General features: G+C 40.3%; 22 protein-coding genes, 1 pseudogene and 1 riboswitch. Of the genes and pseudogenes, 11 read left to right on the top strand and 12 right to left on the bottom strand.

Going from position 1 to position 24,416, the window contains the following annotated elements:
• Positions 1-64: 64 nt before the first annotated feature.
• From LZD48_RS13795 to LZD48_RS13780, 4 genes are read left to right on the top strand one after another with little or no spacing between them, the layout of a single operon-like run.
• Positions 65-907 (top strand): ABC transporter ATP-binding protein, encoded by an 843-nt coding sequence (locus tag LZD48_RS13795; RefSeq protein ID WP_235763312.1) that lies wholly within the window; start codon positions 65-67, stop codon positions 905-907.
• Positions 861-1,778, top strand: coding sequence for an iron-hydroxamate ABC transporter substrate-binding protein (locus LZD48_RS13790; protein ID WP_235763311.1), 918 nt, complete (start codon positions 861-863; stop codon positions 1,776-1,778). The genes LZD48_RS13795 and LZD48_RS13790 overlap by 47 nt, the downstream gene beginning before the upstream one ends.
• Before the next feature lie 4 nt (positions 1,779-1,782).
• Positions 1,783-2,778 (top strand): FecCD family ABC transporter permease, encoded by a 996-nt coding sequence (locus LZD48_RS13785; protein WP_235763310.1) that lies wholly within the window; start codon positions 1,783-1,785, stop codon positions 2,776-2,778.
• Positions 2,775-3,779 (top strand): FecCD family ABC transporter permease, encoded by a 1,005-nt coding sequence (locus LZD48_RS13780; protein WP_235763309.1) that lies wholly within the window; start codon positions 2,775-2,777, stop codon positions 3,777-3,779. The genes LZD48_RS13785 and LZD48_RS13780 overlap by 4 nt, the downstream gene beginning before the upstream one ends.
• A 68-nt stretch (positions 3,780-3,847) precedes the next feature.
• Here LZD48_RS13780 and LZD48_RS13775 read toward each other — a convergent pair whose 3' ends face one another.
• Positions 3,848-3,994, bottom strand: coding sequence for a hypothetical protein (locus LZD48_RS13775; protein ID WP_235763308.1), 147 nt, complete (start codon positions 3,992-3,994; stop codon positions 3,848-3,850).
• A 301-nt stretch (positions 3,995-4,295) separates the two neighbouring features.
• On the opposite strand from LZD48_RS13775, the gene LZD48_RS13770 reads away from it, so the two are divergent.
• The gene (locus LZD48_RS13770) at positions 4,296-4,709 is read left to right on the top strand and encodes a hypothetical protein (protein WP_235763307.1); all 414 of its coding nucleotides are present in this window, start codon (positions 4,296-4,298) and stop codon (positions 4,707-4,709) included.
• A 307-nt stretch (positions 4,710-5,016) separates the two neighbouring features.
• Positions 5,017-5,394, top strand: coding sequence for a sulfurtransferase (locus LZD48_RS13765; RefSeq protein WP_310739839.1), 378 nt, complete (start codon positions 5,017-5,019; stop codon positions 5,392-5,394).
• Between the two features lie 174 nt (positions 5,395-5,568).
• Here the strand turns inward: LZD48_RS13765 and LZD48_RS13760 are convergent, their stop codons facing one another.
• A complete protein-coding gene (locus tag LZD48_RS13760; RefSeq protein ID WP_235763306.1) occupies positions 5,569-6,111 on the bottom strand; it encodes a transcription repressor NadR in 543 nt (180 codons plus the stop codon).
• A 183-nt stretch (positions 6,112-6,294) separates the two neighbouring features.
• Between LZD48_RS13760 and nadC the strand changes: the two genes are divergently transcribed.
• From nadC to LZD48_RS13745, 3 genes are read left to right on the top strand one after another with little or no spacing between them, the layout of a single operon-like run.
• Positions 6,295-7,143 carry a carboxylating nicotinate-nucleotide diphosphorylase gene (gene nadC, locus LZD48_RS13755; protein ID WP_235763305.1) on the top strand — a complete coding sequence of 283 codons (849 nt, stop codon included), beginning with the start codon at positions 6,295-6,297 and terminating at the stop codon, positions 7,141-7,143.
• Positions 7,144-7,165: 22 nt separating this feature from the next.
• Complete coding sequence (locus tag LZD48_RS13750) at positions 7,166-8,173, top strand: TAXI family TRAP transporter solute-binding subunit (RefSeq protein WP_235763304.1); 1,008 nt, start codon at positions 7,166-7,168, stop codon at positions 8,171-8,173.
• A 45-nt stretch (positions 8,174-8,218) separates the two neighbouring features.
• Entirely contained in the window at positions 8,219-10,168 is a 1,950-nt protein-coding gene (locus LZD48_RS13745) for a TRAP transporter permease (RefSeq protein WP_235763303.1), read from the top strand.
• Positions 10,169-10,380: 212 nt separating this feature from the next.
• Here LZD48_RS13745 and LZD48_RS13740 read toward each other — a convergent pair whose 3' ends face one another.
• The 4 genes from LZD48_RS13740 to LZD48_RS13725 all read right to left on the bottom strand — a co-directional run bounded on the left by LZD48_RS13740 (position 10,381) and on the right by LZD48_RS13725 (position 14,400).
• Positions 10,381-11,616 (bottom strand): Zn-dependent hydrolase, encoded by a 1,236-nt coding sequence (locus tag LZD48_RS13740; protein WP_235763302.1) that lies wholly within the window; start codon positions 11,614-11,616, stop codon positions 10,381-10,383.
• A 157-nt stretch (positions 11,617-11,773) separates the two neighbouring features.
• Positions 11,774-12,250, bottom strand: a complete 477-nt coding sequence (locus LZD48_RS13735) for a nucleoside deaminase (RefSeq protein WP_235763301.1) — start codon at positions 12,248-12,250, stop codon at positions 11,774-11,776.
• A 261-nt stretch (positions 12,251-12,511) separates the two neighbouring features.
• A complete protein-coding gene (locus tag LZD48_RS13730) occupies positions 12,512-13,819 on the bottom strand; it encodes a nucleobase:cation symporter-2 family protein (RefSeq protein WP_235763300.1) in 1,308 nt (435 codons plus the stop codon).
• Between the two features lie 5 nt (positions 13,820-13,824).
• The gene (locus tag LZD48_RS13725; protein ID WP_235763299.1) at positions 13,825-14,400 is read right to left on the bottom strand and encodes a xanthine phosphoribosyltransferase; all 576 of its coding nucleotides are present in this window, start codon (positions 14,398-14,400) and stop codon (positions 13,825-13,827) included.
• 121 nt (positions 14,401-14,521) lie between these two features.
• Positions 14,522-14,623: riboswitch (purine riboswitch) on the bottom strand.
• A gap of 225 nt (positions 14,624-14,848) precedes the next feature.
• On the opposite strand from LZD48_RS13725, the pseudogene LZD48_RS13720 reads away from it, so the two are divergent.
• Positions 14,849-14,989: pseudogene (locus LZD48_RS13720) on the top strand (FAD-dependent oxidoreductase); the annotation flags it as partial.
• A 326-nt stretch (positions 14,990-15,315) separates the two neighbouring features.
• Here the strand turns inward: LZD48_RS13720 and LZD48_RS13715 are convergent.
• From LZD48_RS13715 to LZD48_RS13695, 5 genes are all read right to left on the bottom strand, one after another.
• Positions 15,316-15,741 carry a group I truncated hemoglobin gene (locus tag LZD48_RS13715; protein WP_235763298.1) on the bottom strand — a complete coding sequence of 142 codons (426 nt, stop codon included), beginning with the start codon at positions 15,739-15,741 and terminating at the stop codon, positions 15,316-15,318.
• A 336-nt stretch (positions 15,742-16,077) separates the two neighbouring features.
• Entirely contained in the window at positions 16,078-17,493 is a 1,416-nt protein-coding gene (locus LZD48_RS13710) for a hypothetical protein (RefSeq protein ID WP_235763297.1), read from the bottom strand.
• A gap of 124 nt (positions 17,494-17,617) precedes the next feature.
• Positions 17,618-18,274, bottom strand: coding sequence for a LiaF transmembrane domain-containing protein (locus LZD48_RS13705; RefSeq protein ID WP_235763296.1), 657 nt, complete (start codon positions 18,272-18,274; stop codon positions 17,618-17,620).
• A gap of 256 nt (positions 18,275-18,530) precedes the next feature.
• A complete protein-coding gene (locus tag LZD48_RS13700; protein ID WP_235763295.1) occupies positions 18,531-20,201 on the bottom strand; it encodes a glycoside hydrolase family 13 protein in 1,671 nt (556 codons plus the stop codon).
• 493 nt (positions 20,202-20,694) lie between these two features.
• On the bottom strand, positions 20,695-22,059 hold the full coding sequence (locus LZD48_RS13695; protein WP_235763294.1) for an SLC45 family MFS transporter: 1,365 nt from the start codon (positions 22,057-22,059) through the stop codon (positions 20,695-20,697).
• Positions 22,060-22,354: 295 nt separating this feature from the next.
• Between LZD48_RS13695 and LZD48_RS13690 the strand changes: the two genes are divergently transcribed.
• Positions 22,355-22,522: a hypothetical protein gene (locus LZD48_RS13690; protein ID WP_235763293.1), complete on the top strand. Its 168-nt coding sequence runs from the start codon at positions 22,355-22,357 to the stop codon at positions 22,520-22,522.
• Between the two features lie 765 nt (positions 22,523-23,287).
• Here the strand turns inward: LZD48_RS13690 and LZD48_RS13685 are convergent.
• Positions 23,288-23,497, bottom strand: coding sequence for a YwbE family protein (locus tag LZD48_RS13685; protein WP_235763292.1), 210 nt, complete (start codon positions 23,495-23,497; stop codon positions 23,288-23,290).
• Positions 23,498-24,416 lie beyond the last annotated feature (919 nt).

Raw genomic sequence — 24,416 nt, 5'->3', positions numbered from 1 at the left:
ATATAATTGAAATTGATAATCATTATCAGTTAAATGTCACTAATTTAGGATGGAGGTAATATAAATGACCCGCCTTTCTGGTGAAGATTTATATATTGGCTATGGGGATCACTCAATCGTTAAAAATCTCAGTTTAACCATTCCAGATAAGAAAATTACAACGATCATCGGATCCAACGGTTGTGGAAAATCTACTTTATTGAAGGCTATTACACGGATTATCCCTCACCAAGGAGGCTCCGTCCTGTTAGATGGGAAAGATATTGTAAAAGAAAACACAAAAACGCTCGCAAGAAAAATGGCAATACTTCCTCAAACTCCTGAAAGTGCCGATGGGCTAACGGTTGGAGAGCTAGTATCCTACGGGCGATTCCCCTATCAAACTGGTTTCGGACGTTTAACGAAAAAGGATTTGGAAGTCATCGATTGGGCACTTGAAGTTACAGGTATAGCAGATTTTAAATACCGCCCGATCAGTTCTCTTTCCGGCGGTCAGCGCCAACGAGTTTGGATTGCCATGACGCTCGCACAAGAAACGGAAATTATCTTTCTGGACGAACCAACGACTTATTTAGACATGGCGCACCAGCTCGAGGTCTTAGAGTTATTACAGAAATTAAATGAAGAACATAACCGTACGATTATTATGGTGTTGCATGACTTAAATCAAGCGGCCAGGTTCGCTGATTATATCATTGCGCTAAAGAAAGGAGAGATCGTGAAAGCCGGGACTTGTGAAGAAATTATAAATTCGGAAGTGCTCCGGGAAGTTTTTCAAATCGATGCCGTTATCGGACGAGATCCGCGCACGAATAAACCAATGTGTATGACATATAACCTACTGAAAGGAGAACACGAATATGAAGAAACGAATCATCCCATTTTTGCTGCTGCTCATTCTCATTAGCGCCTGCGGTAATTCCAATGCAACGGAAGAAACAAGTAACACAACAGAAGACAAAGGTGAAACCATTACATACGAATCGGAGACAGGTCCGATTGAGGTCCCCGCCAATCCTAAACGGGTCGTCATCCTCTCCGGTTATACAGGAAATGTCATCCATTTAGGAGTGAACGTTGTTGGTGTGGATGTCTGGTCTAAAGACAATCCGACCTTTGCAGAAGAATTGAAAGATGTAGCAGAAGTTTCAGAAGATGACTTGGAAGGGATCTTGGAATTGGAACCAGACCTAATTATTGCGTTATCAACGGTGAACAATCTTGAAAAGTTAGAAGAAATTGCACCAACTGTAACCTTTACATGGGGCAAAGTAGATTATTTAACCCAACATATCGAAATTGGCAAACTCCTTGGGAAAGCGGAAGAAGCGACAGAATGGGTGGAAGACTTTAAACAGCGCGCAGAGCAAATCGGTGAAGACGTCCGTGCCAAGATTGGCGAGGATGCAACCGTATCGGTTATGGAAGCCTATGGCAAAGACCTTTATGTTTACGGCGAAGACTTTGCCCGTGGAACAGAAATCTTATATGATTCAATGAAACTTAAAATGCCTGAAAAAGTAAAGGAACACGCATCCGAATCAGGTTATTATACATTATCGGCAGAAGTGCTCCCAGAATTTGCAGGTGATTATATCGTGCTAAGTAAATATTCCGAGGCAGACACCGCCTTCCAGGAAACGGACACCTACAAGAATATACCGGCTGTGAAGAGTGGTAATGTAATTGATATGCAAGGGGAAGGTGCATCATTCAGCGACCCGGTTACATTGGAAAAGCAGCTCACACTCTTTGAAGAAGGATTTTTAGGAAAATAAAGTTATGAAGGAAAAAGCTTTAGCATTTAGATTTATACTAGCCATTCCCGTCTTTATCTGCATGTTTTTCCTTGCGATGAGCTTTGGGGCAGCGGAAATTTCGGTTCAAGATGTGTGGCTCGCACTCACAACTTCTGAGTCGAATGACGCAATTTCCATTATCCGTGAAATTCGCTTGCCCCGGGAAGTTGCTGCGATAGCTGTCGGAGCAGCGCTTGCTGTATCTGGTGCGATCATGCAAGGCTTAACCCGCAACCCGCTCGCCGATCCTGGGCTCCTCGGCTTAACGGCCGGTGCGAATGCGGCTTTAGCAATTACGATTGCCCTTCTCCCTACAGCCAACTATTTTCTCACGATGGTTGCCTGTTTGGTCGGAGCGGCAATCGGAGCCGGATTAGTATTTGGTATTAGTTCGATGAAAAAGAGCGGGTTTTCTCCCTTTCACATCGTACTCGCTGGAGCTGCGGTCTCCGCATTTCTAGTTGCCATTGCTGAGGGGATTGGGATTTATTTTAAAATATCAAAAGATGTCTCCATGTGGACAGCAGGCGGAATGATCGGTACGAATTGGAAGCAACTGCAAATTATCTTGCCCTTTATCCTGATCGGAATTGTACTGGCGATTTTCCTTTCCAAGCAGCTGACGATTCTCAGTTTGAATGAAGAGGTAGCGATTGGTCTTGGGCAAAATATTTTCAAAGTTAAAATCCTGCTTTTTATCGTCATTATTATCCTCGCAGGCGCATCCGTTGCCCTCGTAGGGAATTTGACGTTTATTGGACTGATGATTCCGCATATCGTCAGATCCTTTGTTGGGACGGATTACCGGTTTATCTTGCCAATGGCTGCGATTGCAGGAGCTGCCTTCATGCTGTTCGCTGATACAGTTGGACGCACGTTGAATGCACCATTTGAAACACCTGTTGTCGCCATCATATCCGTGATCGGCTTACCTTTTTTCCTCCTCATCGTTCGTAAAGGAGGAAGAGCATTCGTATGATACATCCGGCATTAATTAAAAAACAGCGCATCATTTTAATCATTTCATTATTACTTATTATATCGACGGTTATAATAGGCATGGGCATCGGTTCATCCAGCTTAACCTTTGACCGACTCATCCAGACGCTCCTCGGGTCTGGCAGTAGAAATGAAGAATTCATCTTATATTCAATTCGCTTGCCACGGATAGTGATTACCCTTCTAGCTGGGATGGCTTTGGCTTTATCTGGAGCAATCCTGCAAGGAATTACGAGAAATGATTTGGCTGATCCCGGCATTATCGGTATTAATTCCGGGGCAGGAGTCGCCATTGCCGTTTTCTTTTTATTTTTCCCGATTGAAGCAGGAAGTTTTGTTTACATGATTCCAGTTGTTGGATTTCTCGGCGCAGTTATGACAGGCTTCCTTATTTATCTATTTGCCTATAGTAGAAAAAGTGGCTTGCAACCTGTAAATCTTGTGCTCATCGGGATTGGATTTTCTGCGGCACTCTCAGGTGCAATGATCGTAATTATTTCCTCTGCCAAGCGGGAGAAAGTAGATTTTATCGCCAAATGGATCGCGGGAAACATCTGGGGAACAGACTGGCCATTTATTGTCGCTCTCCTTCCCTGGCTCATCATTTTGATTCCATTTACCTTATATAGAGCGAACCGGTTAAACCTGCTCGGATTAAGTGAACCTGTTGCGGTTGGTGTTGGGGTTTCTATTGAAAGAGAGCGCGTCACACTACTATTAACAGCTGTTGCATTAGCAGCTGCTGCCGTTTCGGTCACAGGGGGAATCAGCTTCATCGGACTGATTGCACCACATCTTGCAAAATCACTAGTCGGACCAAGGAATCAACTGTTTATCCCGATTGCAATTTTACTTGGTGGCTGGTTGTTGCTGGTTGCGGATACGGTTGGAAGAAATTTGATTGATACGACGATTCCAGCTGGGATTATGGTTGCTTTGATTGGGGCCCCATATTTTATTTATTTGTTGATAAGGGATTGAAGAAGTAGCGACTTAGAGCAAAAATATGACTGCAAATTGTGATTCATTTGCAGTCATTCCATCTTCTGTTATTCCGCACCTCGATTTTTATCGAATTCCTTGTTACTACCTTTTTGAAGTTCCATATCTGATTCAGAACCACCCTCATCATTTTCAGTCGGCTCGTTATCTCTTATATGATCCTCGTTAAAATAACGAAGCTCATCATGCACCACTGCAAAATCACTTAACTTCCTATCTTTCCCACTATAGAATTTGCCTTATTATTAAATATGAATAAACCGCAAATTCCTTTTATAGGAAAACAACCAAGGCTTATCATATACATTATCTAAGTGGTAATATTTAACCATGTCATTCATCACGATATATTAGCCATTGAATAATAATATCATTTCAGTTATACTGATAAAGGATTTTACAAAATATAAAGAAACCCTCTGATACAGACACATTTAAATGTCTTATTAGAGGGTTTTATTTAGATTACACATATAGTTATAAAGGAGCATTTTTATGTTAAAATCACTTTTAAAAAAGAAAACAGCTAAAGATTCCATACCAATTGACCTATGGGAAGAGAAATTCACGTATATTAAAAAGAAATGGCAAGGGACACCTGCCAACATCCAAACTTACATATTTCCGAATATGAAGCGATTTAAAGCAGAATTCCCAAAAAGTACACCGAATAAAAATGATCTATTTATCGGAGTAATACATTGGCCCGCTAATAACTGTGATATTGTTGCTATCACAAAAGGGAATACTTGCTTAGAGTATCCGCTTATCAATCAATACTTTGAGGATTTAGACGATACGTTCCTCAACACTGTGGGAATACTACCTAGTAATGATAATACCTGTCAATACTGTAATGAATTCGCAACGTTTATAAATACAGAGGGAAGTTGTCAGGAGTGTAAATAAAGCGCTTAAAACCTTTACATAGATTGGTGGGTAGGGGCATTCGGCCAATGACTTTACCCGTCAATCTTATCATATAAGCAATCGAATGAATTTCATAATTACCAAAGTCGGCTTTTCCATCACCATATGTAGTTGGGAACGAACCAACTCAACTACATATGGTGATGGTGAAGCATTAAATACGTATTATGAAATTCATTAAATCATGTTTATTTTAAAATATCCATGATTGAATAGAAAAGAGTGACATAATGCAGCCAACAATACATCATTTCTTACCATTCATTGAAACATTACCCCTCGATAGATAGATGCTACAACATTTTTAAAACAACCGGAAAATGGCGGTTATTATGATGTTTGGTCAGGTAAAGATACATATGAAAAAGGCCATATTCCTGGTGCTGTTTACGCTGACCTACTTGAAGAGCTTTCCGATCCCGATTCAACATTCAAATTCACAGTTCCACCAAGGGAATTGTTTGTGGAAAAAATTAGCGATCTGGGCGTTGGTGATGGTACGTATGTTGTCGTATATGATCAGGGATTTGCAACAGTTGGAGCACCAATCATCGCTTCAGACTGGGCATCACGTCTCGCTTGGCAATTGAATTACGAAGGTTTTGACAATGTTGCAGTTCTTGATGGAGGATTTCCGAAATGGCAGGAAGAGGGGCGTAGGTAACGACTTTTGAATTTTAGGTGCCTGGTTCTTCGACAAAATATGGAAAATGGCAACCCTATTTGAATCAAAGAATTAAAATAACTCAAAGGAAATCCCACTGTTAAGTGTGAATACTCCTTTGGGTTACTTTTTTGTTAATAGGTCGAACATCAATACTAACACGCTAACCTACATTCACACCTCCTCGACCAAAATACCCGCTCTCTCCAACTCCCGACAAGCCTCCTCAATCTTTTCCAAAGAATCCGCCTCCAATGTATGCAAATGCAATCCATTTGTAAGAGATGACAAATGCGCAACATTCGGCACCCGCAAATTCTGATAGAAGAGATCAACTTCCTTTCGATTACTCACGCGAATCGAAGCCGTAATATCCCCATAAACCGGATGATCCACACTCACATCCTTCACCGTCACCCCATGGTCGACCATAATATACAATTCCGCTAACGTCTGTTCCGGTGTATGATTCACAACAATTGTCTTTCGTACCATATTATCTTCCGCTTGATCACTTATATAAATATAACCTTGACTCGTTGCGACAACTGGTTCATTTTTTGCTTTTAAAATCGACACATCTTGCACAATCACTTGTCTTGATACATTCGATTTTTCCGCAAATACAGAAGCGGTAATTGGCTCTTTTGACTTTTTGAGCTCCCTTATAATCAGCTTCTGACGCTCACTGGATGACATTTTTTCTTTACCTTGCATGTGCTTTATCCCCTTATTTGTATAGATTTTTATAATAAGTGCTTGATATTATATTAATTTTATGTAAATATAGATGTCATGACACCCACCCTAGATTATCTCATCCAGCTTATTTTTATGCAATACATGTGAAGTAATTAACAATCAAACTCTTAATAAATATGAAAATGGAGCGTACATACAATGAATCAAATCAAACTACGAAAAATGTTAGAAGACTTTTTTCTAGAAGATATTGGAGATAAGGACCTGACAAGTCATGCGATCTTCCCAGCGAAGCAAAATGGAAGCGGTATTTTTATAGCGAAGGAATCTGGAGTTATTGCAGGCCTAGACATTATTCAACAAGCTTATCATTTACTAGATTCAAAGTTAGAAGTCTCTCTTTACTATACGGACGGAGAATATGTGCAAAGGGGCGAGAAAATTGCGGAAGTCCGCGGTTCAGTTCGGAATATCTTAACTGGGGAACGGGTTATTTTAAATCTACTCCAGCGCATGAGTGGGATTGCGACCTTGACGAATCAATGTGTAGGAACGTTGAATGACTCTTCCATTCAAATTTGTGATACAAGAAAAACGACACCGGGCTTACGTATGATCGAGAAATATGCAGTGACGGTCGGTGGTGGTAAGAATCATCGGAACGGATTATATGATGGTGTAATGATTAAAGATAACCATATTTCCTATTCAGGGTCGATTACAAAAGCTGTCGAAAAAGCCCGAGAAGCACTTGGACATATGGTGAAGATTGAAGTCGAAACAGAAAGTAAAGCAGGGGTAATCGAAGCTGTGGAAGCAAAAGCTGATGTGATCATGTTTGATAACCGGACTCCGGAAGAAGTGAAGGAATTTGCGAAGCTCGTGCCGCCCCCGATTATCACGGAGGCGTCTGGTGGAATCAACCTTGAAACCCTAGCAACATATGCAGGAACAGGTGTGCACTATATTTCACTAGGTGCGTTAACCCACTCGGTGAAAGCATTGGATATTAGTTTGCTTGTAAAAGAAGAACAGGAAAATAACTAAGGTTCCGGCAAGGAGATGCAAGATGAGAAACGTTTGGAAACTGTCAATAATCTTACTTAGCTTCACATTATTAGTCGCATGTGGAAGCGAAACAAATTCTGAACCAGCCGATGGGCAAAATACGCAGCTTTCAACAACAATCAAAGGCGGACGAACTGGTGGTGCTTGGGCGGTGTTTACGGAAGGGATTGCGGAATCGATTCGCCGGGAGAATGGTGGATCGTTTATAACGGTCGAGCCTGGAAGCATTATTGAGAATCCATTAATGGTTGGAACAGGAAAAGTTCCCTATGGCCTGTCCTATTCGATGACAGCTTATGCTGCTTATAGAGGACTAGAACCGTACAACCAAGCCTTTAAAGATATCCGTGCCGTCAGTGTCGTTGTCCCCGCAAACTATTATCAGCTTTTTACTAGAGAAGAGCTTGGGGTCACCTCGATTGCGGACTTATTAGAAAGTAATGATCCACTCCGCATATCAGTGAACCAACAAGGTTCAGCAGGCGAAGTTATTACCCGGGAAATTTTAAAATTTTATGGGGTGAGCTATGAAGAGATCATTTCTGAAGGTGGTTCAGTTGATTTCCTCTCTGGTTCGATGGCTTTTGAACTCATGGCTGACGGTAGGCTTGATGCTGCGGGGAATGCTGAATCCGCTCCTTCCAGTAACATTATCGAAGCAGCAACTACGACAAATTTGAATATGATTTCCTTTGAAAAAGAAGTGATCCAGACTATTGCCAAAAACCTAGGAATGGAGCCGAACATCATTCCAGCTGGAACCTATGATTTTCTCGCAGAAGACGTTCATACGGTGAGCACACCGGCAATTCTCATGGTTCATAAAGATGTCTCTGATGAAGAAGTCTATGCTGTCACAAATAGTATTTATAATAATTTGAATTATTTAGATACCGTTCATGAAGAATTTAAAGCATTAACGAAAAGAAATATGAGCAATGTTGGAGAACTCCCCCTGCATCCGGGAGCGGAGAAGTTTTTTAAAGAAAAAGGGCTGCTTGAAAAATAATCCAAAGGTGGACGGAGCTTAGCCTCCGATAAAGGAGTTTGTTCAATGGTGAACCTAAAAACACGTATAACCGGCTGGTTCGGGTATGGGTACCGTCGCCAGCTGTCATCCTATCATTTACATATCTTTAGACTGCTTGCTTGTATTCTAGCAGTCTATCAAATCTGGTCGGTCATTTGGGGGAAATTAGATCCGCTGAATCAAATGGCATTGCATTTATCCGGTATTCTTGCAATCGCCTTTTTGCTATATGGTTATTCCAGGAAAGCCCACGCAGGTAAAACAACGGAAAATCCGACTTGGATCGATTATACAGCGGTACTCCTCGTCATTCTAGCTGGCATTTATTTTTCGCTGCATGCGGAGCGCATAGCGGTAAGAATTCCAATTATGGACCCGCTCACGACTCTCGATTTATTTTTCGGGCTTGTGTTTATCTTGTTAGCAATTGAAGCCGCACGCCGCACGATGGGTTTTCCAATTATTGCGATTCTGCTCGTTGGTTTTAGTTATATTTTCTTCGGGCATTATTTACCGGGAATCTGGCAACACCGGGAGTTTTCTTTTATAGAGGTCATTCATGAGCTCGCCTTCAGTTATAACGGATTATGGGGTTCTCCGATTTCAGTAGCGGCAACTTTCGTGTTTATGTTCCTCTTGTTTGGCGCATTTTTAAAGCAAGCTGGGACAGGTGAATTTTTCTTTCAATTATCGACTGCGATTGCTGGGAGAACACGAGGCGGAGCTGCCAAAGTAGCTGTATTAACGAGCGCCTTTTTCGGTTCAATTTCCGGAAGTCCAACTGCGAATGTCGTTGCGACAGGATCCTTTACGATTCCAGTGAGTAAAAAAAATGGCTATAAACCATCTGTTGCTGCAGGAATTGAAGCTGTAGCGTCAACTGGCGGAAGCATTCTGCCTCCGATTATGGGTTCGTCTGCCTTCTTAATGGCCGCGGTAACCCAAATCCCATATGGAATGATTGCCCTTGCTGCTACGATTCCAGCTATTCTCTATTATGTTTCCTTGCTGTTGATGGTTCATTTAGAGGCAGTGCGTTCTGATATACCTCGGCCGAAAGCAGAGAATATACCAGACATTAAAAAGGTGTTAAAGGAAGGATGGTTCCATTTCATCCCTTTCATTGTGCTTATGTATTTTCTTATTCAAGGTTACAGTGCATCGCGAACAGGGTTTTACGCCATTATTGCCATTATCGTCGTAAGCTGGTTTCGCAGGGAAACTCGTATTGGAGTTAAAGCGACATTTCAAGCGCTGGTGGACGGGGCAAGATCATCCATTCCTGTTACGGCGGCTTGTGCTGTTGCAGGCTTGATCATTACAGCCATCATGTCTACAGGGCTCGGAGGAAAATTAACGAGTATCGTGCTTGGCTTAACGGGCGGACTTTTTATCCCTACATTGCTGCTTGTAATGGTCATTTGTATTGTATTAGGAATGGGCATGCCAGTAGCTGCTGCGTATATTTTAACTGCGATGCTTGCTGCCCCTACATTAATTGAATTAGGTATTCAGCCAATGGCAGCACATTTATTTATCGTTTATTTCTCCATTTTTTCAGCAATCACACCACCTGTTGCCGTAGCAGCGTATGCAGCTGCTGGAATTGCCGACGAAAATCCGAACCGAGTGGGCTTAGAGGCAGTGAAATTCGGAATCGTTGGGTTCTTTATTCCATTTATGTTCGTGTTGGAACCGGCATTATTGCTGGAGGGTTCAATTGGAGAAATCGTGCTAGCTGTTCTTACTGCTTTACTAGGTATTACTGCACTTACTGGAGCGATGATTGGCTGGCTTGTAACGAATGCGACCGCGCTCGACCGGTTACTTTTACTTGGTGGTGGCTGTTTATTCATCTTCCCGGGTGTCATCTGGAATATAGCTGGCCTTGCACTCGTTCTCGTTGTTTTCTTCATGCAAAAAGGGTCAAGAGAGCAAATTTCACCGATTCATTCGATAAGAGAAGCGGAGTAAATGGCCGCTTCTCTTATTTGGTTGTTGCATTTAGTTGCAACTGGGATTTGTCAGTTAACGATTGATCAGTGCGCCTGAGTTGGGCTTTAAGCAATTTTGTCAGTGACTAATTTAACAAAAAGCAACCGGGTCGGGTGGTGAGCGGCACCATTAACGACCAAATAAGCAAAAAAACGCCCCACACCAGCGTGGAGCAACCTTTGGACGCCCGCTTACCCACAAATCACCGCTTGCTTCAAAACTTCCTTCTCCAATAAAGCAACCCCAACTTCAATATCTTCTTCCTCCGTAAATTCATCAGGATGATGACTCAATCCATCGACAGAAGGAACGAACACCAGGGTAGTCGGCCAGCTGGAAGCGGTGTTCATCGCATCATGACCTGCACCACTTGCCATGAACATATAAGAAACTCCGGCCTCTTCACATGTCTCCGCAAACGCCTGCGCTAATTCCTCATCCATCATGACCGGGTCATCATTTTGGATGACTTCCATTGAAATGGGTGTCGCACGCTTCCTCTCGATTTGCTCCGCTTTTTCCTTTATCCGTTCAAGCACCCGTTCACGGGAATCGGCATATATACTGCGGATATCGACCTTGATTGATGCACTCCCGGGCACAACGTTCATGGCCCTTGGCGTTATATCCAGTACACCGACCGTTGCGACTGTTTCATGTTCATCTTCAAAAAGACCTGCTTCTTCTACAGCAAGCGCTAACTCAGCTGCAGCAAGCAATGCATCTCGTCGATTCTTCATCCCAGTCGTTCCAGAGTGGGAACTCTTTCCGGAAATATGAATTGCCAATCGAAGCGGTGCCGCAATTCCTGTCACAATACCGATTTGTTTATTCTCCTGGATCAACTTTGGCCCTTGTTCAATATGCAATTCATAAAATGCTTTTACACGTCTATCACTTTGGTCTGCCTGTGGGAACTGATCCAACTCAAGTCCCTGTTCCTTTACCGCATCCCTTAGCGATATTCCATTTCTATCCTTCAATGTTTCCAATGTCGCAAGGTTCACCTTATTCATCATCACCTTACTACCAAGCGTCGCAAAGTTAAAACGTGACGATTCCTCACAAGTAAAACCGATTAATTCAATCGGATGCTGCGTCTGGGTTCCTGCTTCTTTTATCGAGCGGATAATTTCAAATCCAGCTACAACACCAAGCAGACCATCATACTTCCCACCTTGATAAATCGTATCTAAATGAGACCCAATAATGACAGGGGGAAGCGAGTTGTCTGCACCAGGCAGGCGGACGATAACATTCCCCGCTGCATCAATTTCTGTTCCAAGCCCAAGCAAGGTCCCTTCCCTCATCAAATATTGCTTCGCGAGATATTCTTCGGATGTATAGGCAATCCGCTCAATCCCTCTATCCGCCTCACCTAATTCATTCAATCTATCTAACGTTTTCATTAAGCGCTCGATTTTCATATGGTCCATCCCCATTACTTTAGCATTATGTATAGTTATAACTTACCGCATATTCCGTAATAACTCCAGACATTTTAAGATCTTAGCGTACATACAAAAAGGGTCAAGGGAACAAGTCCCTTGACCGCATCAATATCACAAACTTAATTGTTTCCTCTTATTTCCCATGCAGCTTCCAGTGCAGTTCCCGTACTTGTTCCGCAAGTTCCGGAACTGGTCCATCAACTACTGCGTCCCGAATCACGTCTTGGATTGGCAGACTTCGAACAGGCGACGGAGCAACTCCCAGCTCACTCATCCACTCGGCAAGCTGCTCCGACGAACTTGCGTACACAATCCGGCCTAAACCAACCCAGCCATGAGCCGCTGAACACATCGGACAATGTTCACCTGAAGTATAAACAGTCGCCTCTCTTCTATCTTCCGGCTTCATGTTCTCCGCTGCCCAGCGCGCGATAGCGAATTCCGGATGTTGCGTATGATCTCCGCCCGCAACATGATTATGGTCTTCAAATAGTACCTTTCCATCCGCTGAGACAAGGACAGAACCGAAAGGCTCATCACCTTTCTCAAGAGCGGTTTTTGCCAGTTCCACACAACGGCGTAAATGTTTTCTATCTGTCTCTGTTATCATATTGTAATCCTCCTTCATTCATGTACCCATATTCTATCGATGTACCTATTCACTTTACAAGCTTTCCGATTCCTTGAGGGCAACCTCTTTCAGGTTCTTACTAGAATTTCATAAAATAACAAAACCTAGACATAAAAAAGCTTATTCATGTCTAGGCTCTATTGTTAAAATATATATTCCAATATTTATAATCTAAATATGAGGAGGCGAGATGTATGTAACCTAACTCGGGTGAAAATGGTCAGGAGCCTAGATGAAGAACTAGAGAGCCTCTTGTTCTGCCATTTGTTGTACAGCTTGAGGAGATGAACGTTTCGATGTAAATGGGCGCATATTAAATATCATATTTAACACAATTGCTGTTACGCTCCCTGCAACAATCCCGTTATTCGTTAAAATTTGTATACCAGTTGGTAATACAGAGAATAGGTCGGGTACGACGGTTACGCCAAGTCCCATTCCTACCGAACAAGCAATAATCATCGAATTTTCCGGAGACTCACTGATTACTTTTCCTAGCATCTTGATTCCTTGGGATACCACCATGCCAAACATGGCAAGCATGGCACCACCTAATACGGCAGTTGGAATAATCGTTGTTAAGGCAGCAATTTTAGGAACTAAACCAAAAATAATTAAGATAATTCCTGCCACAAGGATAACGCTGCGTTTTTTCACACCGGTTAATTGTACGAGACCAACGTTTTGAGAGAATGCCGTATATTGAAAGGCGTTAAAAATTCCCCCTAGTAATACCGCAATCCCTTCCGCGCGATAACCTTTTGCTAAATCGTTTTCCGATAACTTTCTATCTGTAATATCACCGAGCGCAAGATAAACACCCGTTGATTCGACTAAGGATACCATGGCGACAAGACACATCGTAATCACAGCGGAAATTTCAAATGTCGGCATACCAAAGTAGAAAAGTTGCGGCATATGGAAATAAGAAGCTTCCGCAACGGCACTAAAATTAACCTTACCTAGAACAGCTGCTACTAGAGTACCGGCAAAAAGACCGATGATTATTGATATCGAGCGAACAAATCCTTTCGAAAAGCGATACATTAAAATGATGAACGTTAACGTACCGAATCCTAATAATAGATTGGTCGATGAACCAAAGTCACTAGCGCCTTGTCCTCCAGCCAAATTATTGATGGCAACAGGGATGAGGGTTAATCCGATGATTGTAACAACACTTCCCGTCACAATCGGAGGGAAAAAGCGAACTAACTTCCCAAATATCGTGCTGATCAAAATGATAAAAATTCCCGAAGCAATAATTGAACCGTATATTGCTGAGATACCGAATTCTCCGCCAATCGCAATAATTGGACCTACCGCTGTAAAAGTACAGCCAAGCACGACCGGAAGTCCAATTCCAAAGAAACGGTTGCTGACTATTTGCAGAAGCGTTGCTACTCCGCACATAAAGATATCAATCGCAACGAGATACGTGAGATGTTCCGTTGTTAGCCCTAGTGCACCCCCAATTATAAGTGGAACTAAAATCGCGCCTGCATACATTGCAAGTACATGTTGCATTCCTAATGCCGCTGTTTTCATCTAGGTTAATCCTCCTTAAAGGTTACTTTCCCATGTTCTAACGAAGAAACAATCGCCAGTGATTCTACTCGAATTTCTTTTTCCTCGATCAGCTTTCTGCCATTTTGAAAACCTTTTTCAATAACGATTCCAACCCCTGCTAATGCTGCTCCAGATTGTTTTACCATATCGATTAAACCGAGTGCAGCTTGTCCATTAGCGAGAAAGTCATCCATAATTAACACAACATCATCACTTGTGATGTAATCTTTCGATATAGAAATGGTGTTTGATTCTTGTTTCGTATAGGAATAAACTTCAGCGCTATACAAGTGATCAATTAAGGTTAGCGATTTACGTTTCCGGGCAAATACCGTCGGAACACCCAACCGTAACGCAGCCATGACCGATGGAGCAATTCCTGATGACTCCAGTGTTAGTACTTTTGTTATTCCTTTATCTTGAAAGCGGGAAGCAAATTCCTCACCAACTTCCTGCATTAATACGGGATCGATCTGATGGTTTAAAAACGAATCAACCTTCAATACAGAATCAGACAATACCTTACCTTCATTTATAATCTTTTGCTTTAATCGTTCCATAACGATCTCCTTTCAAATTAAAAAGCTCGAAAATGATTGCTTCGACAACTATGAAGAAGCAATCATTTCCGAGCAGAGAATCTCGAAATAAAAAGAGGAATTTTAGCCACAATGGCAAAATTATTCTTTTGCTACTTTTCATAGTCGATTTATTTACGGTAAACCGGTAGAAACTTGCAGGCCATATTCCTGCTATTATATGAAAATAATATTCACTTTAAATGTTACAAGTATAGCATGAAATCGACATATTACAAGATGTTTTGCAGATGTAAAACCTTTCGAATAATTTGGACATGGGAGCTTGATTCCTCCGCTAACGTCACGTTTGCTTATGATATATGTTTTGTCATTTTTTATAAAGGATATTAGACTTATAATGAATAGGGAAACAATAGGATATAATGAAGGTGTATTGTTTGAAAGAACCATGAGCGAGGATAGTATATTGCGACATGTCATTATTGGCGGAGTAGTCGCAGGAATGAGTGCAGCTATGGAAATTTATCGAACAGATCATGCAGCTGAAATTACTGTCTTGGAGCGTGGAGAAGATTATTCGTACGGACAATGCGGCTTACCTTATGTCAGCAATTAGCTAGAATCTTTGATAAAGAGTTGACCGAGCACATCCAAAAAGAGGCAGTACAGCAAGGAAGGCAGGATTATCTTAAGTTAAATTTGGCCGGTTCTCCACATAAGTGCTAATTTCATTTTTAATCTCCAACGTCATCATCGTTTCCCGACAGGGGCAAAGGAAGGAAACAGTACTTCTTCCCTTTCTTAATGAAACGATTGAAAAATATACCTGTCCATTGATTTAAAAAAAAGTCCAAATTCCTCTCTTCATTAGGAGGTGTTTGGACTTTTTTTCAACTAAAAAACCTAACATATGGATCACATTCAATCATGAAATTATTTAATCGTACCGCTGATAACCTCATTCTTATGTGCCATAAAGGCATCAAGCACTTCATTCTTTTCCCTGTCAGGCACATCAAAATGGTCAAGGGTTTCAGCTAAGAGTTGACCTGCCGCATCAAACTCTTCCTCTGTAAGCTTCATATCATAGTGTGTCGGTTCTAAATCAAGGGAATCCTGATTAGGTTCTGTACTGACATAATGATAGGGTCCGCCAGCTTTTTCACTAACCCACAAGGTAGTTAAAACTTTGAAACCTGCTCCCCGCCAACTTTTGTTTGCATACCAATCCTTCAGAAAAGAATTCGCGGAATTTTCCCCAACAATCGGGTCATTAGCTAATGCATCACCAAAATGATCGACAACAGCTGCAATCGTATAAATGCCACCTAGACGTTCGTATAATGATTGCTCAGCCATAATGTACCCCTTTCCATTAGATAGTTATTTCATTTTACCCTTAACAATTGACTGTAAAACATGGAAATAGAAGTATAATATAGTTAGACTTCATTCAACTATCTGTTCTAAATTAATACATTAAAGCCTGACTAGCCCCTTCTAAAGCAAGTTTGCAAAAATGAATGAAGTTGTTACATCAATCCGCTCAATATATCCAAGAGACGATGAGAGCAGCCGGAACTGCAAAAGAGTAAGTTCAACATACATAAGACAGGTCCTCGCCCCTATACTGATACACAATCAGGCGATAGACCTGTCTTTATGTTTCTCACTATTGAAACGAAAGGAAGGGTATTAGAGTAAAAACACTGCCACAATTGTCATCACCATCAAGCCAATCATGACAGGAAAGAAATTTTTACGCACCAAATCCATGACAGACACTCCACAGAATCCTGCAATTGCAATTAACGAGGACCACGCAATAATCGTCCCGCCACCTGTCCAAATTGCCCCCATTTGACCAATCGCTGCTAACGTCGCCGCATCAATGGAAGATGCTTCTAATGAAGCTGCAAGTGCCCCTGTGAGCGGTAATCCGGAGAACCCGGATCCATCAAGTCCAGTGATAATACCAATAACCAACAAACTGAATGCCGCGAGTATTGCACTCTGTGGCAAGTATTCCTGTGTAGCAGTAACAAGGTCAAATAAAAGTGCTGGACCTTCCTCTACACCTAAAATATTCCCTGAAAAATCAGGACTTCCTAAAAAGAAAAAACCTGCAATTGGAATAACTGGTCCCATTGCTTTAAAAGCAAAGACAAAACCATCTGTAATGTGATTACTAATATAATCGAGAGCATGATGCTTCCCAAAAGCAACGGTCGATAATAATAAGAGGATTACCGCAACGCCGCCTACGAATGCAGCGCCGTCTCCGCCAACCAAATCACCGCTTCCCGAGAATAGCTTATTATACATCATGTAAATGACGACAATCAGAAGCGTTAAAGGGACCAATACAGCAAAAACTTTACTCCACGTCGTCAAATGGGCGGTTCTTACCTTATTTGTAGAGTTTTCAGAAGTTTGTAGTGTCTGCATCTCCATTTCATTTAATGGATCATCTTTCGAACGGATCGATTTCCTGTTAAATAAGTAAGCTAACAAAATAGCTATTCCACCAGCAATTAGTGACATTACCAGTGCTTTATCAGCTACCGATTCAGCATCAATACCAGCTGAAGCGGCAGATAAACTAGGTGCAACTTGCACAATATAGTCAGAGGATAACGCCATTCCCTGCCCAGCAAGCGCAATCGCAACGGCAGCTATCATAGCTGGTAATCCAGATCGTACCGCAGCAGGAACAAGTAACGCACATATTAATGGAACAGCAGGTGTCGGCCAGAAAAATAAAGAAATAATATAGGTTACCGCTACCAAGACAAAAAAGGAAACATGCCCATTCACCATTAGTTTCTGGATTGGCTGGATCATTCGCTTATCCGCACCTAAATCACGTAAAGAATGAAGGAGCGCCAGCATAAACGTAATAATTAAAAAGATACTAAATAGTTCCTGTGCAGCAACTAAATTGGCATTAAAGATAGACGTAAATCCATCCACAATATTCCCTTTATACACCCATGCAATGACAAATGTTCCAACTAAGGTTGGCAAAACAACCCCTTTACGGAAAACCATTGTCATAATAATTAAGACTGTAAACAAGCCGTATAGTAAATGAGAAAGACTTAAGTCCAATCGTTCACTTCCTCTCCTGGAACATGCTTTAGCCTATGCATGAATTGGAGGGGATGCTACTTCAGATTCCTATGGTTTATCAACTTCTTACAACTTTCTTTCATCACTTCCATGGTTCTTATTGTTAATTTCTAATCTCCACTCCGCCTAGGATCGTCAGGCAGTTAACTTTTAAGACGGGAACTTCTTCCGTTTGTCTTCTGACCCTCGTTTTATCCTCCCAACCGCCAAGAATGGGGATCCCATATATTTCAACTTGGACATCATCCGGAACTTTCAATTCCACCCCGCCAAGGACAGTCGTTAAATCAATGGAAGCTCCATCGATAATTTGTGCATCACGAAGATCTATTTCTGCTCCTCCTAAAATCGTCGTCACCGTTCCACCTTGGAAGGTTTGTGATTGACTGTTAATATCCGCACCGGAAAATAGCACGAATGTGTCTAAATCATCTGCTATATGGATATTTTTTTCTCGTTTTATCCTCGTAAAAATAATGACAATACCAATAATAATAAATAGAAGTGGCAAAATATAGGCTTTGAGGTTCAAATCAAACCAGCGGTTCATTAGAAATAAAAGACCGATTAATAAGAACAAAAGACCTGAACTTGCTGAAGAATGCTTCCGACTAATCAGCAGGACCATGCCGATCATCATTAATAGGAGCGGCCACCAATTAGAGAACAACTGCGACAAATCAATGATGTTTGCTTGATGCAGGAGAAAACCTAAACCAAATAAGAGAAACAGCACACCTAACCAAATTCTCCCGGACATGACATACCTCCTTCATTTACGTTATATGATAGTTCTTATTATTTGAAAGGAGAATTTATTCCTTTAAGAAAGAGGTTATTAAGAAATGAGACTATTTCATTTGTCTACTTGACTTAGTAAATTAGAAAGAGGGCTTGCTATATATACACCCGTTGTAAGGACATCGATAAATTGAACAACTTTGTTAGTGTGAAGGTGTTTCTTCTCTTGCAAAAAATGGGCTGCCCTATACAGTGGGCAACCCAATATTTCAAACTTAACGATTTAACTTATATACTCTTGCTTCATATGGCTTTAACGTAAACTCACTAACGCCTTCCCTTTCATCCACTTCATAATTAGACAGACATAGTTCATAAGAAGATGTGTTTAGCTCTGACGGCATCGTGAACTTTACGTCTTCAGCAAAGAGGTTCGTTATGATTAACATCAAGTCATCACCCTGTGATCTTGTATAAGCATAGATCTTATCATGATCAGGTAGAATCAAGTTGTAATGTCCATAAACCAGTACGTCGTTTTGTTTTCTTAAATTGATTAGCCCTTTGTAATAATGATAAACGGAATGTGGGTCCTGCAATGAATCTTCAACATTAATATCTTTATAATTAGGATTTATTTTTATCCAAGGCGTTCCTGTTGTAAACCCTGCATTTTCCTCATTATTCCATTGCATTGGAGTTCTGGAATTGTCCCGTCCAGTATTCCAGATAATTTCCATGATTTCCTGATGTGTTTTCCCAGCTTCTTTTTCACTTTGATAAAGATTTTTGGTCGACACATCGCGGTAATCATCAATTGAATCGAATTGCACGTTCGTCATGCCAATTTCCTGCCCTTGATAAATAAAAGGAGTCCCTTGCATGAGAAAATACATTGTAGCTAAGCATTTTGCGGATTCAACTCTATACTTTTCATCATCTGCCCAAGAGGACACAGAACGGGGCTGATCATGATTCTCAAGAAATAGGGCATTCCAGCCAACCCCATCCAGGCCATTTTGCCATCTTGTCAGTGTTTCTTTTAATGAATGAATATCAAGCCCGCCTGTGATGCTTTTCCCCCAGAGATCAAGATGTTCGAATTGGAAAACCATATTAAATTTACCTTTTTCTTCGCCTACCCATTCGTCTGCTTGATCTGCACTAACACCATTTGCTTCTCCAACAGTCATAATATCGTATTTATCAAATGTTTCCTTTTTTAGTTCTTCCAAGAACGTTTGGATACCATCTTGATTCATATGTTTATCAAAAGATGAAACATATTTTAAGTTGTCTGGATTCGGCATATCAGGGAAATTAGGAGCCTTTTTAATATGGGAGATTGCATCAACTCGGAAGCCATCAATCCCTTTATCTAGCCACCAATTAACCATTTCATATAAATCCTCACGCACTTTTGGATTTTCCCAATTTAAGTCTGGCTGCTTTCTTGAGAAGACATGCAGGAAGTATTCATCTGTCTTTTCATCATATTCCCAGGCAGACCCACCGAAGATCGATTCCCAATTATTCGGTTCCTTTCCATCTTTTCCAGAACGCCAAATATAATAGTCCCGATATGGGTTATCTTTAGATGATCTCGACTCAATGAACCATGGATGTTCATCAGATGTATGGTTAATCACAAGGTCCATAATAAGTTTCATACCACGGGAATGTGTTTCCTCTAATAACTGGTCAAAGTCTTCCATGGTCCCAAATTCACTCATAATATCTTGATAGTCGCTTATATCGTATCCATTATCATCGTTTGGAGATTTATAAATGGGACTAATCCATATCACATCAATACCAAGATCCTTTATATAGTCCAGTTTGGAAATGATTCCTTGTATATCTCCAATTCCATCTCCATTCGAATCCATAAAGCTTCGCGGATAGACTTGATATGCTACCGCTTCTTTCCACCATTTTCTTTCCATTTCTATTCCTCCTTGACGAACAAGACCATCATTCGGTATTTTTTTATTTTAAAGAAAGTCTGGCCTAATTAATCCAATATTTTCCCTGTTATTTAAGGTAGCGTTGATTTTATTTCCACAATAATAGTTGAATGAATTTCATAATTACCAAAGTCGGCTTTTCCATCACCATATGTAGATGGGAACGAACTAACTCAACTACATATGGTGATGGTGAAGCATTAAATACGTATTATGAAATTCATTAAGTTGGGATAATAATACGATTCTTAAACCGGGATGGATTTTTTATTTCTTTCATGAAACATCTTGCTGATTCATAGCTTGATTGGAAGATCTGTGAATCAGCAGATGTCAAAGCTTGATACGTAAAATTTATCAACTGTGTATGATTGAAATTAACGAGGCGTACATGAGTCCGCATCTTTTTTTAATAATCATACAAAAGTTAGTTAGCCTATGCATGCCTAAATTTATATTTAATAGAACTTCATTAATTGGCACTTGTTTCTTTAATGATAGAAACGGAAAGTGCACCAATAACAAGCAGAATACCTGAAATTAAAATCATGGCTGGCATAGATGAGCCTATAGCTGGGAACAAAATAAAACTTAAACAAGAAGCAATTATTTGCGGTAAACAGATACTGCCATTGAATAGTCCGAGATACGTTCCCATTTTTTCACCAGTTAAGGCGTTTGTAAGAATAGTAAAAGGAAAAGTCATCATTGCCGCCCAAGCGATACCAATTAAGATAAATGAAACAATAAGAGCCCATTGATTATGAATAAAGAATACAGAACCAAATCCAATGCCCCCAAGAGCTAAACTTAAAGCATATGCAGGTTTACGCTTGTCCCTCTGTACGCGGGACAAGACGAGTGACCATAATACCGCTCCAATTGCCTGCACAGCTGATAGCACACCAAACCAGTTACCAGCACTTTGGTAAGCAGCTGTTGTGGGATCCGACGTATTCCAAACATTTGCAGAAATTGCACCTGTCCCATATGTCCATAAATATTGAAAGCCCATCCAACAGAAGAATTGCACAACCGTAATCGTCCAAAATACTTTCGGAGCATTACGAAGCAATTGGAATATGCCTACTTTCTCTTTATTCGACCCCTCTGTAATACCGTGATATGCAGCATATTCAGCTGGTGGATATTCTTTAACCTTAATTACTGTAAACACACTACAAATAATCAGGATAATTGCTCCTGCATAAAAAGAAATGACTACAGATGGTGGTATAACTCCCTTTGGCGCGCTATTAGCAACCCCCATGATCGTCAGGATAAAAGGAAAAATACTAGCTAATACCGCACCACTGTTTGAGAGAAAACTTTGAATGGAATAGGCAAACCCTTTTTGTTTTTCGTTAACCATATCACCAACCATCATTTTAAATGGCTGCATGGCAACATTAGATGATAAATCCATAAAAAGAATAGCAACTGCACCAAAGGTCAGAGCCATCAATGATCCGAAACCAAACCCAAAACTACCGGCATTTGGGAGCAGGCACATAACAATGACCGCCACAATCGTACCCACAATTAAATATGGAAGACGACGACCTATTTTTGGAATCCACGTACGATCAGATAAATACCCCACAATCGGCTGGACAATTAAGCCTGCGAGTGGTGGCAGAATAAAGAAAAATCCTAATTGAGTCGGATCGGCACCAAGCGTCTGAAAAATACGACCCATATTTGCACTTTGCAATGAGAATGCCATTTGCACACCTAAAAATCCAAAGCTAATCATCCATATTGTAGTAATTGGTAAATTAGGTAGTGATTGTTTTGACTCTTCTCCGTGATTGTCTACCGGCTTTGCTTCAAGCATAATGTTTACCTCCTGTAACCTAAAAAGCGAGAATTTTTTGGCCATCTCTGTCTTTCTGAGCGACAGCCCGAGTTAGAACTTGTACAGGCAGAATGTTTCAAACCTGCGAATAAATGGTCTAAAATTCAACATAACCTCTATTGATTTTCTATCATCGTGATGCAATCGTTTGCATAGCGAAAAGAAATTGAATCTTTAGTATACCAATTATGTGTGAACAGCTTAATATTACCTCCAAAAATTTAGTAGTTCAATAGTAACTATTATATATCAATACACAAGTTCGCGCAAACGTTTGCACCAAATAAAGAAGGAAACTGTCATACATGAAGATGTGGATGCTTTAAATGAATATGATGGGGAAGTAATCGACGTAAACAAAGCAGGTGAAATATTTGACCTTTCCATTAATGTACATAACTATTACGTAACAGATACTCACGTACGAGTGATCGCTACTTAAAAACAATAACCAAATACCGATAAGGAATTTATAGTTATGTATCTTGAGGTTACCAATAACTCTGGAGAAGAATCAAGGATCCCCTATATAATTAATGTCGTTACAGACAATCAAATAGTCCGCTATTATGGATAGAGTAGGAGATGACTCTTTCAAAAAGAATTTCGGCTCCCTTGGTTTCTTTTCTGATCAATTAATTTATAAAGGTAAATCAGAAGACCATCCTGCTATGGAGGTTCCTAAAGATAGTAATAATTTAACACTTCGCGTAGAACAATCCTGTACATGTGAAAATCCTGACACAGTTGATATACCGTTATAATTTAATTTTCCATGAATACTTTACATAATACCTATGATATTTAGGTACAATTATTAATTAAGTTTAATAATGATGATAGCGTAAAAAATAGAATTACCATTCAAATCCGATTGGTAATTCTATTTTTTATTGCCTATAACGGTTCTTTGAATAAATTCCCTAGATTGAAAATGCCTTCTTCAACCTTTAAAGCAAATTAATTTATTTTTTCTAACCCGAATGAATTTCATAATACGTATTTAATGTTTCATCATCACCATATGTAGTTGAGTTGGTTCGTTCCCAACTACATAATAAAAATTTCGCTCTTCTATTTTCCGCCATTTGTGATACAATTCTCCCTGACGTATCTAAATGCGGTCTTTTTAATGCCTATCTTAACTTCAATCAGTAATCAAAGGAATTCTTATCTTCCATCTCTGTTAAACTCGTTTTCCTTTGTTTTACTGATACAGAGATTTATTTAGTATTTCTTTTACCCTTCCGACAGTTTTATCCTCTAACATCACTTTAATGCCGTGTGGGTGTGTAGCCGAATTAGTGAGGATCTTAGCGACAACCCCTTCCGTTAACTCTCCGGAACGCTGATCTTTTTTTTGCACGACCCTAACTCTTTTGCCAATTTGAATATCTTCTCTCTTATTTCCATCCATCCATCTCACTCCTATATGTTGTTAGTCTTCATTAAAACATAACTTGAAGCGCCAAACCACCACTAGTAAATGTTAATTGAAACAGTACCCTATACCTCTTGAATCCCTACTGCTTCAAAAAATTTACGTGTTCAAAGTAAATCTCCTCTTTTGGAAGATAAATAAATAATCCAATCCTGCCCCTCGATAGTAAAACACGATATATATTTCTTATTGTCTGTTCTCCTCTTTTATATTCTTTTAAAGCATTAATACTCCACATACCATCTTGTAAAATAAAATCCCTCGCAAAGTATACGATAGGTTTAGTTCAAGACCTTGATGTATTTTGCAAAACAAAAATACACAAGATTGCAATTGCAATTACATAATGTTGCAACTTGACTTTGAGCCTCTGCGGGCATGAGTACAAAGCCATGAAGCCAGCCGTAGCAAGGGCTGACTTTGCCAATGAAGGCTATCATGCCCGCCTCTCAAAGTAAAGTTGTAACGCTAAAATCCTTTGCAATACTCTGCACCTTTATTTTGCACTATACACTTGACACACAAATTCGCTTGCAGCGAGATCTAAATTAGAAGAACTTCTAAAAAACCAAGAATCAATATTCTCTTTTGGATCGGTTTGATTGATCATTATTGCATTATTTAAATATATCCTTTTTTAGCATGACTAATGTTTGATGAAGTTATTAATCCATAGAAATTGTCTCCCGTTTCTTGAGCATTTTTTCTAGATAATACTTTGCTATATTTAAGTCATCAACCATAAATAGAAGAACCAACATTGGAAGAATGTAACCGTCAAGTAGAATTAAGCAGTTTTTCACAATTAACACTCAACAGGTTTCCCCAATTAAGATTCAACACCTGTTTCTTGAAACAAAGCACGTCTGTACTTCATTCTGATGCTGTCTTGGTT

It is taken from the genome of Oceanobacillus alkalisoli (genome assembly GCF_021556485.1).
Classification (GTDB): domain Bacteria; phylum Bacillota; class Bacilli; order Bacillales; family Amphibacillaceae; genus Oceanobacillus; species Oceanobacillus alkalisoli.
This window is presented reverse-complemented; position numbering and strand designations above follow the sequence as displayed.

Excerpts from the sequence above, each read along its gene's own strand:
- LZD48_RS13795 (WP_235763312.1), top strand. The coding sequence starts at position 65 with ATGACCCGCCTTTCTGGTGAAGATTTATATATTGGCTATGGGGATCAC.
- LZD48_RS13790 (WP_235763311.1), top strand. The coding sequence starts at position 861 with ATGAAGAAACGAATCATCCCATTTTTGCTGCTGCTCATTCTCATTAGC.
- LZD48_RS13785 (WP_235763310.1), top strand. The coding sequence starts at position 1,783 with ATGAAGGAAAAAGCTTTAGCATTTAGATTTATACTAGCCATTCCCGTC.
- LZD48_RS13780 (WP_235763309.1), top strand. The coding sequence starts at position 2,775 with ATGATACATCCGGCATTAATTAAAAAACAGCGCATCATTTTAATCATT.
- LZD48_RS13770 (WP_235763307.1), top strand. The coding sequence starts at position 4,296 with ATGTTAAAATCACTTTTAAAAAAGAAAACAGCTAAAGATTCCATACCA.
- LZD48_RS13760 (WP_235763306.1), bottom strand. The coding sequence starts at position 6,111 with ATGCAAGGTAAAGAAAAAATGTCATCCAGTGAGCGTCAGAAGCTGATT.
- nadC (WP_235763305.1), top strand. The coding sequence starts at position 6,295 with ATGAATCAAATCAAACTACGAAAAATGTTAGAAGACTTTTTTCTAGAA.
- LZD48_RS13750 (WP_235763304.1), top strand. The coding sequence starts at position 7,166 with ATGAGAAACGTTTGGAAACTGTCAATAATCTTACTTAGCTTCACATTA.
- LZD48_RS13745 (WP_235763303.1), top strand. The coding sequence starts at position 8,219 with ATGGTGAACCTAAAAACACGTATAACCGGCTGGTTCGGGTATGGGTAC.
- LZD48_RS13740 (WP_235763302.1), bottom strand. The coding sequence starts at position 11,616 with ATGAAAATCGAGCGCTTAATGAAAACGTTAGATAGATTGAATGAATTA.
- LZD48_RS13735 (WP_235763301.1), bottom strand. The coding sequence starts at position 12,250 with ATGATAACAGAGACAGATAGAAAACATTTACGCCGTTGTGTGGAACTG.
- LZD48_RS13730 (WP_235763300.1), bottom strand. The coding sequence starts at position 13,819 with ATGAAAACAGCGGCATTAGGAATGCAACATGTACTTGCAATGTATGCA.
- LZD48_RS13725 (WP_235763299.1), bottom strand. The coding sequence starts at position 14,400 with ATGGAACGATTAAAGCAAAAGATTATAAATGAAGGTAAGGTATTGTCT.
- LZD48_RS13715 (WP_235763298.1), bottom strand. The coding sequence starts at position 15,741 with ATGGCTGAGCAATCATTATACGAACGTCTAGGTGGCATTTATACGATT.
- LZD48_RS13705 (WP_235763296.1), bottom strand. The coding sequence starts at position 18,274 with ATGTCCGGGAGAATTTGGTTAGGTGTGCTGTTTCTCTTATTTGGTTTA.
- LZD48_RS13700 (WP_235763295.1), bottom strand. The coding sequence starts at position 20,201 with ATGGAAAGAAAATGGTGGAAAGAAGCGGTAGCATATCAAGTCTATCCG.
- LZD48_RS13695 (WP_235763294.1), bottom strand. The coding sequence starts at position 22,059 with ATGCTTGAAGCAAAGCCGGTAGACAATCACGGAGAAGAGTCAAAACAA.
- LZD48_RS13685 (WP_235763292.1), bottom strand. The coding sequence starts at position 23,497 with ATGGATGGAAATAAGAGAGAAGATATTCAAATTGGCAAAAGAGTTAGG.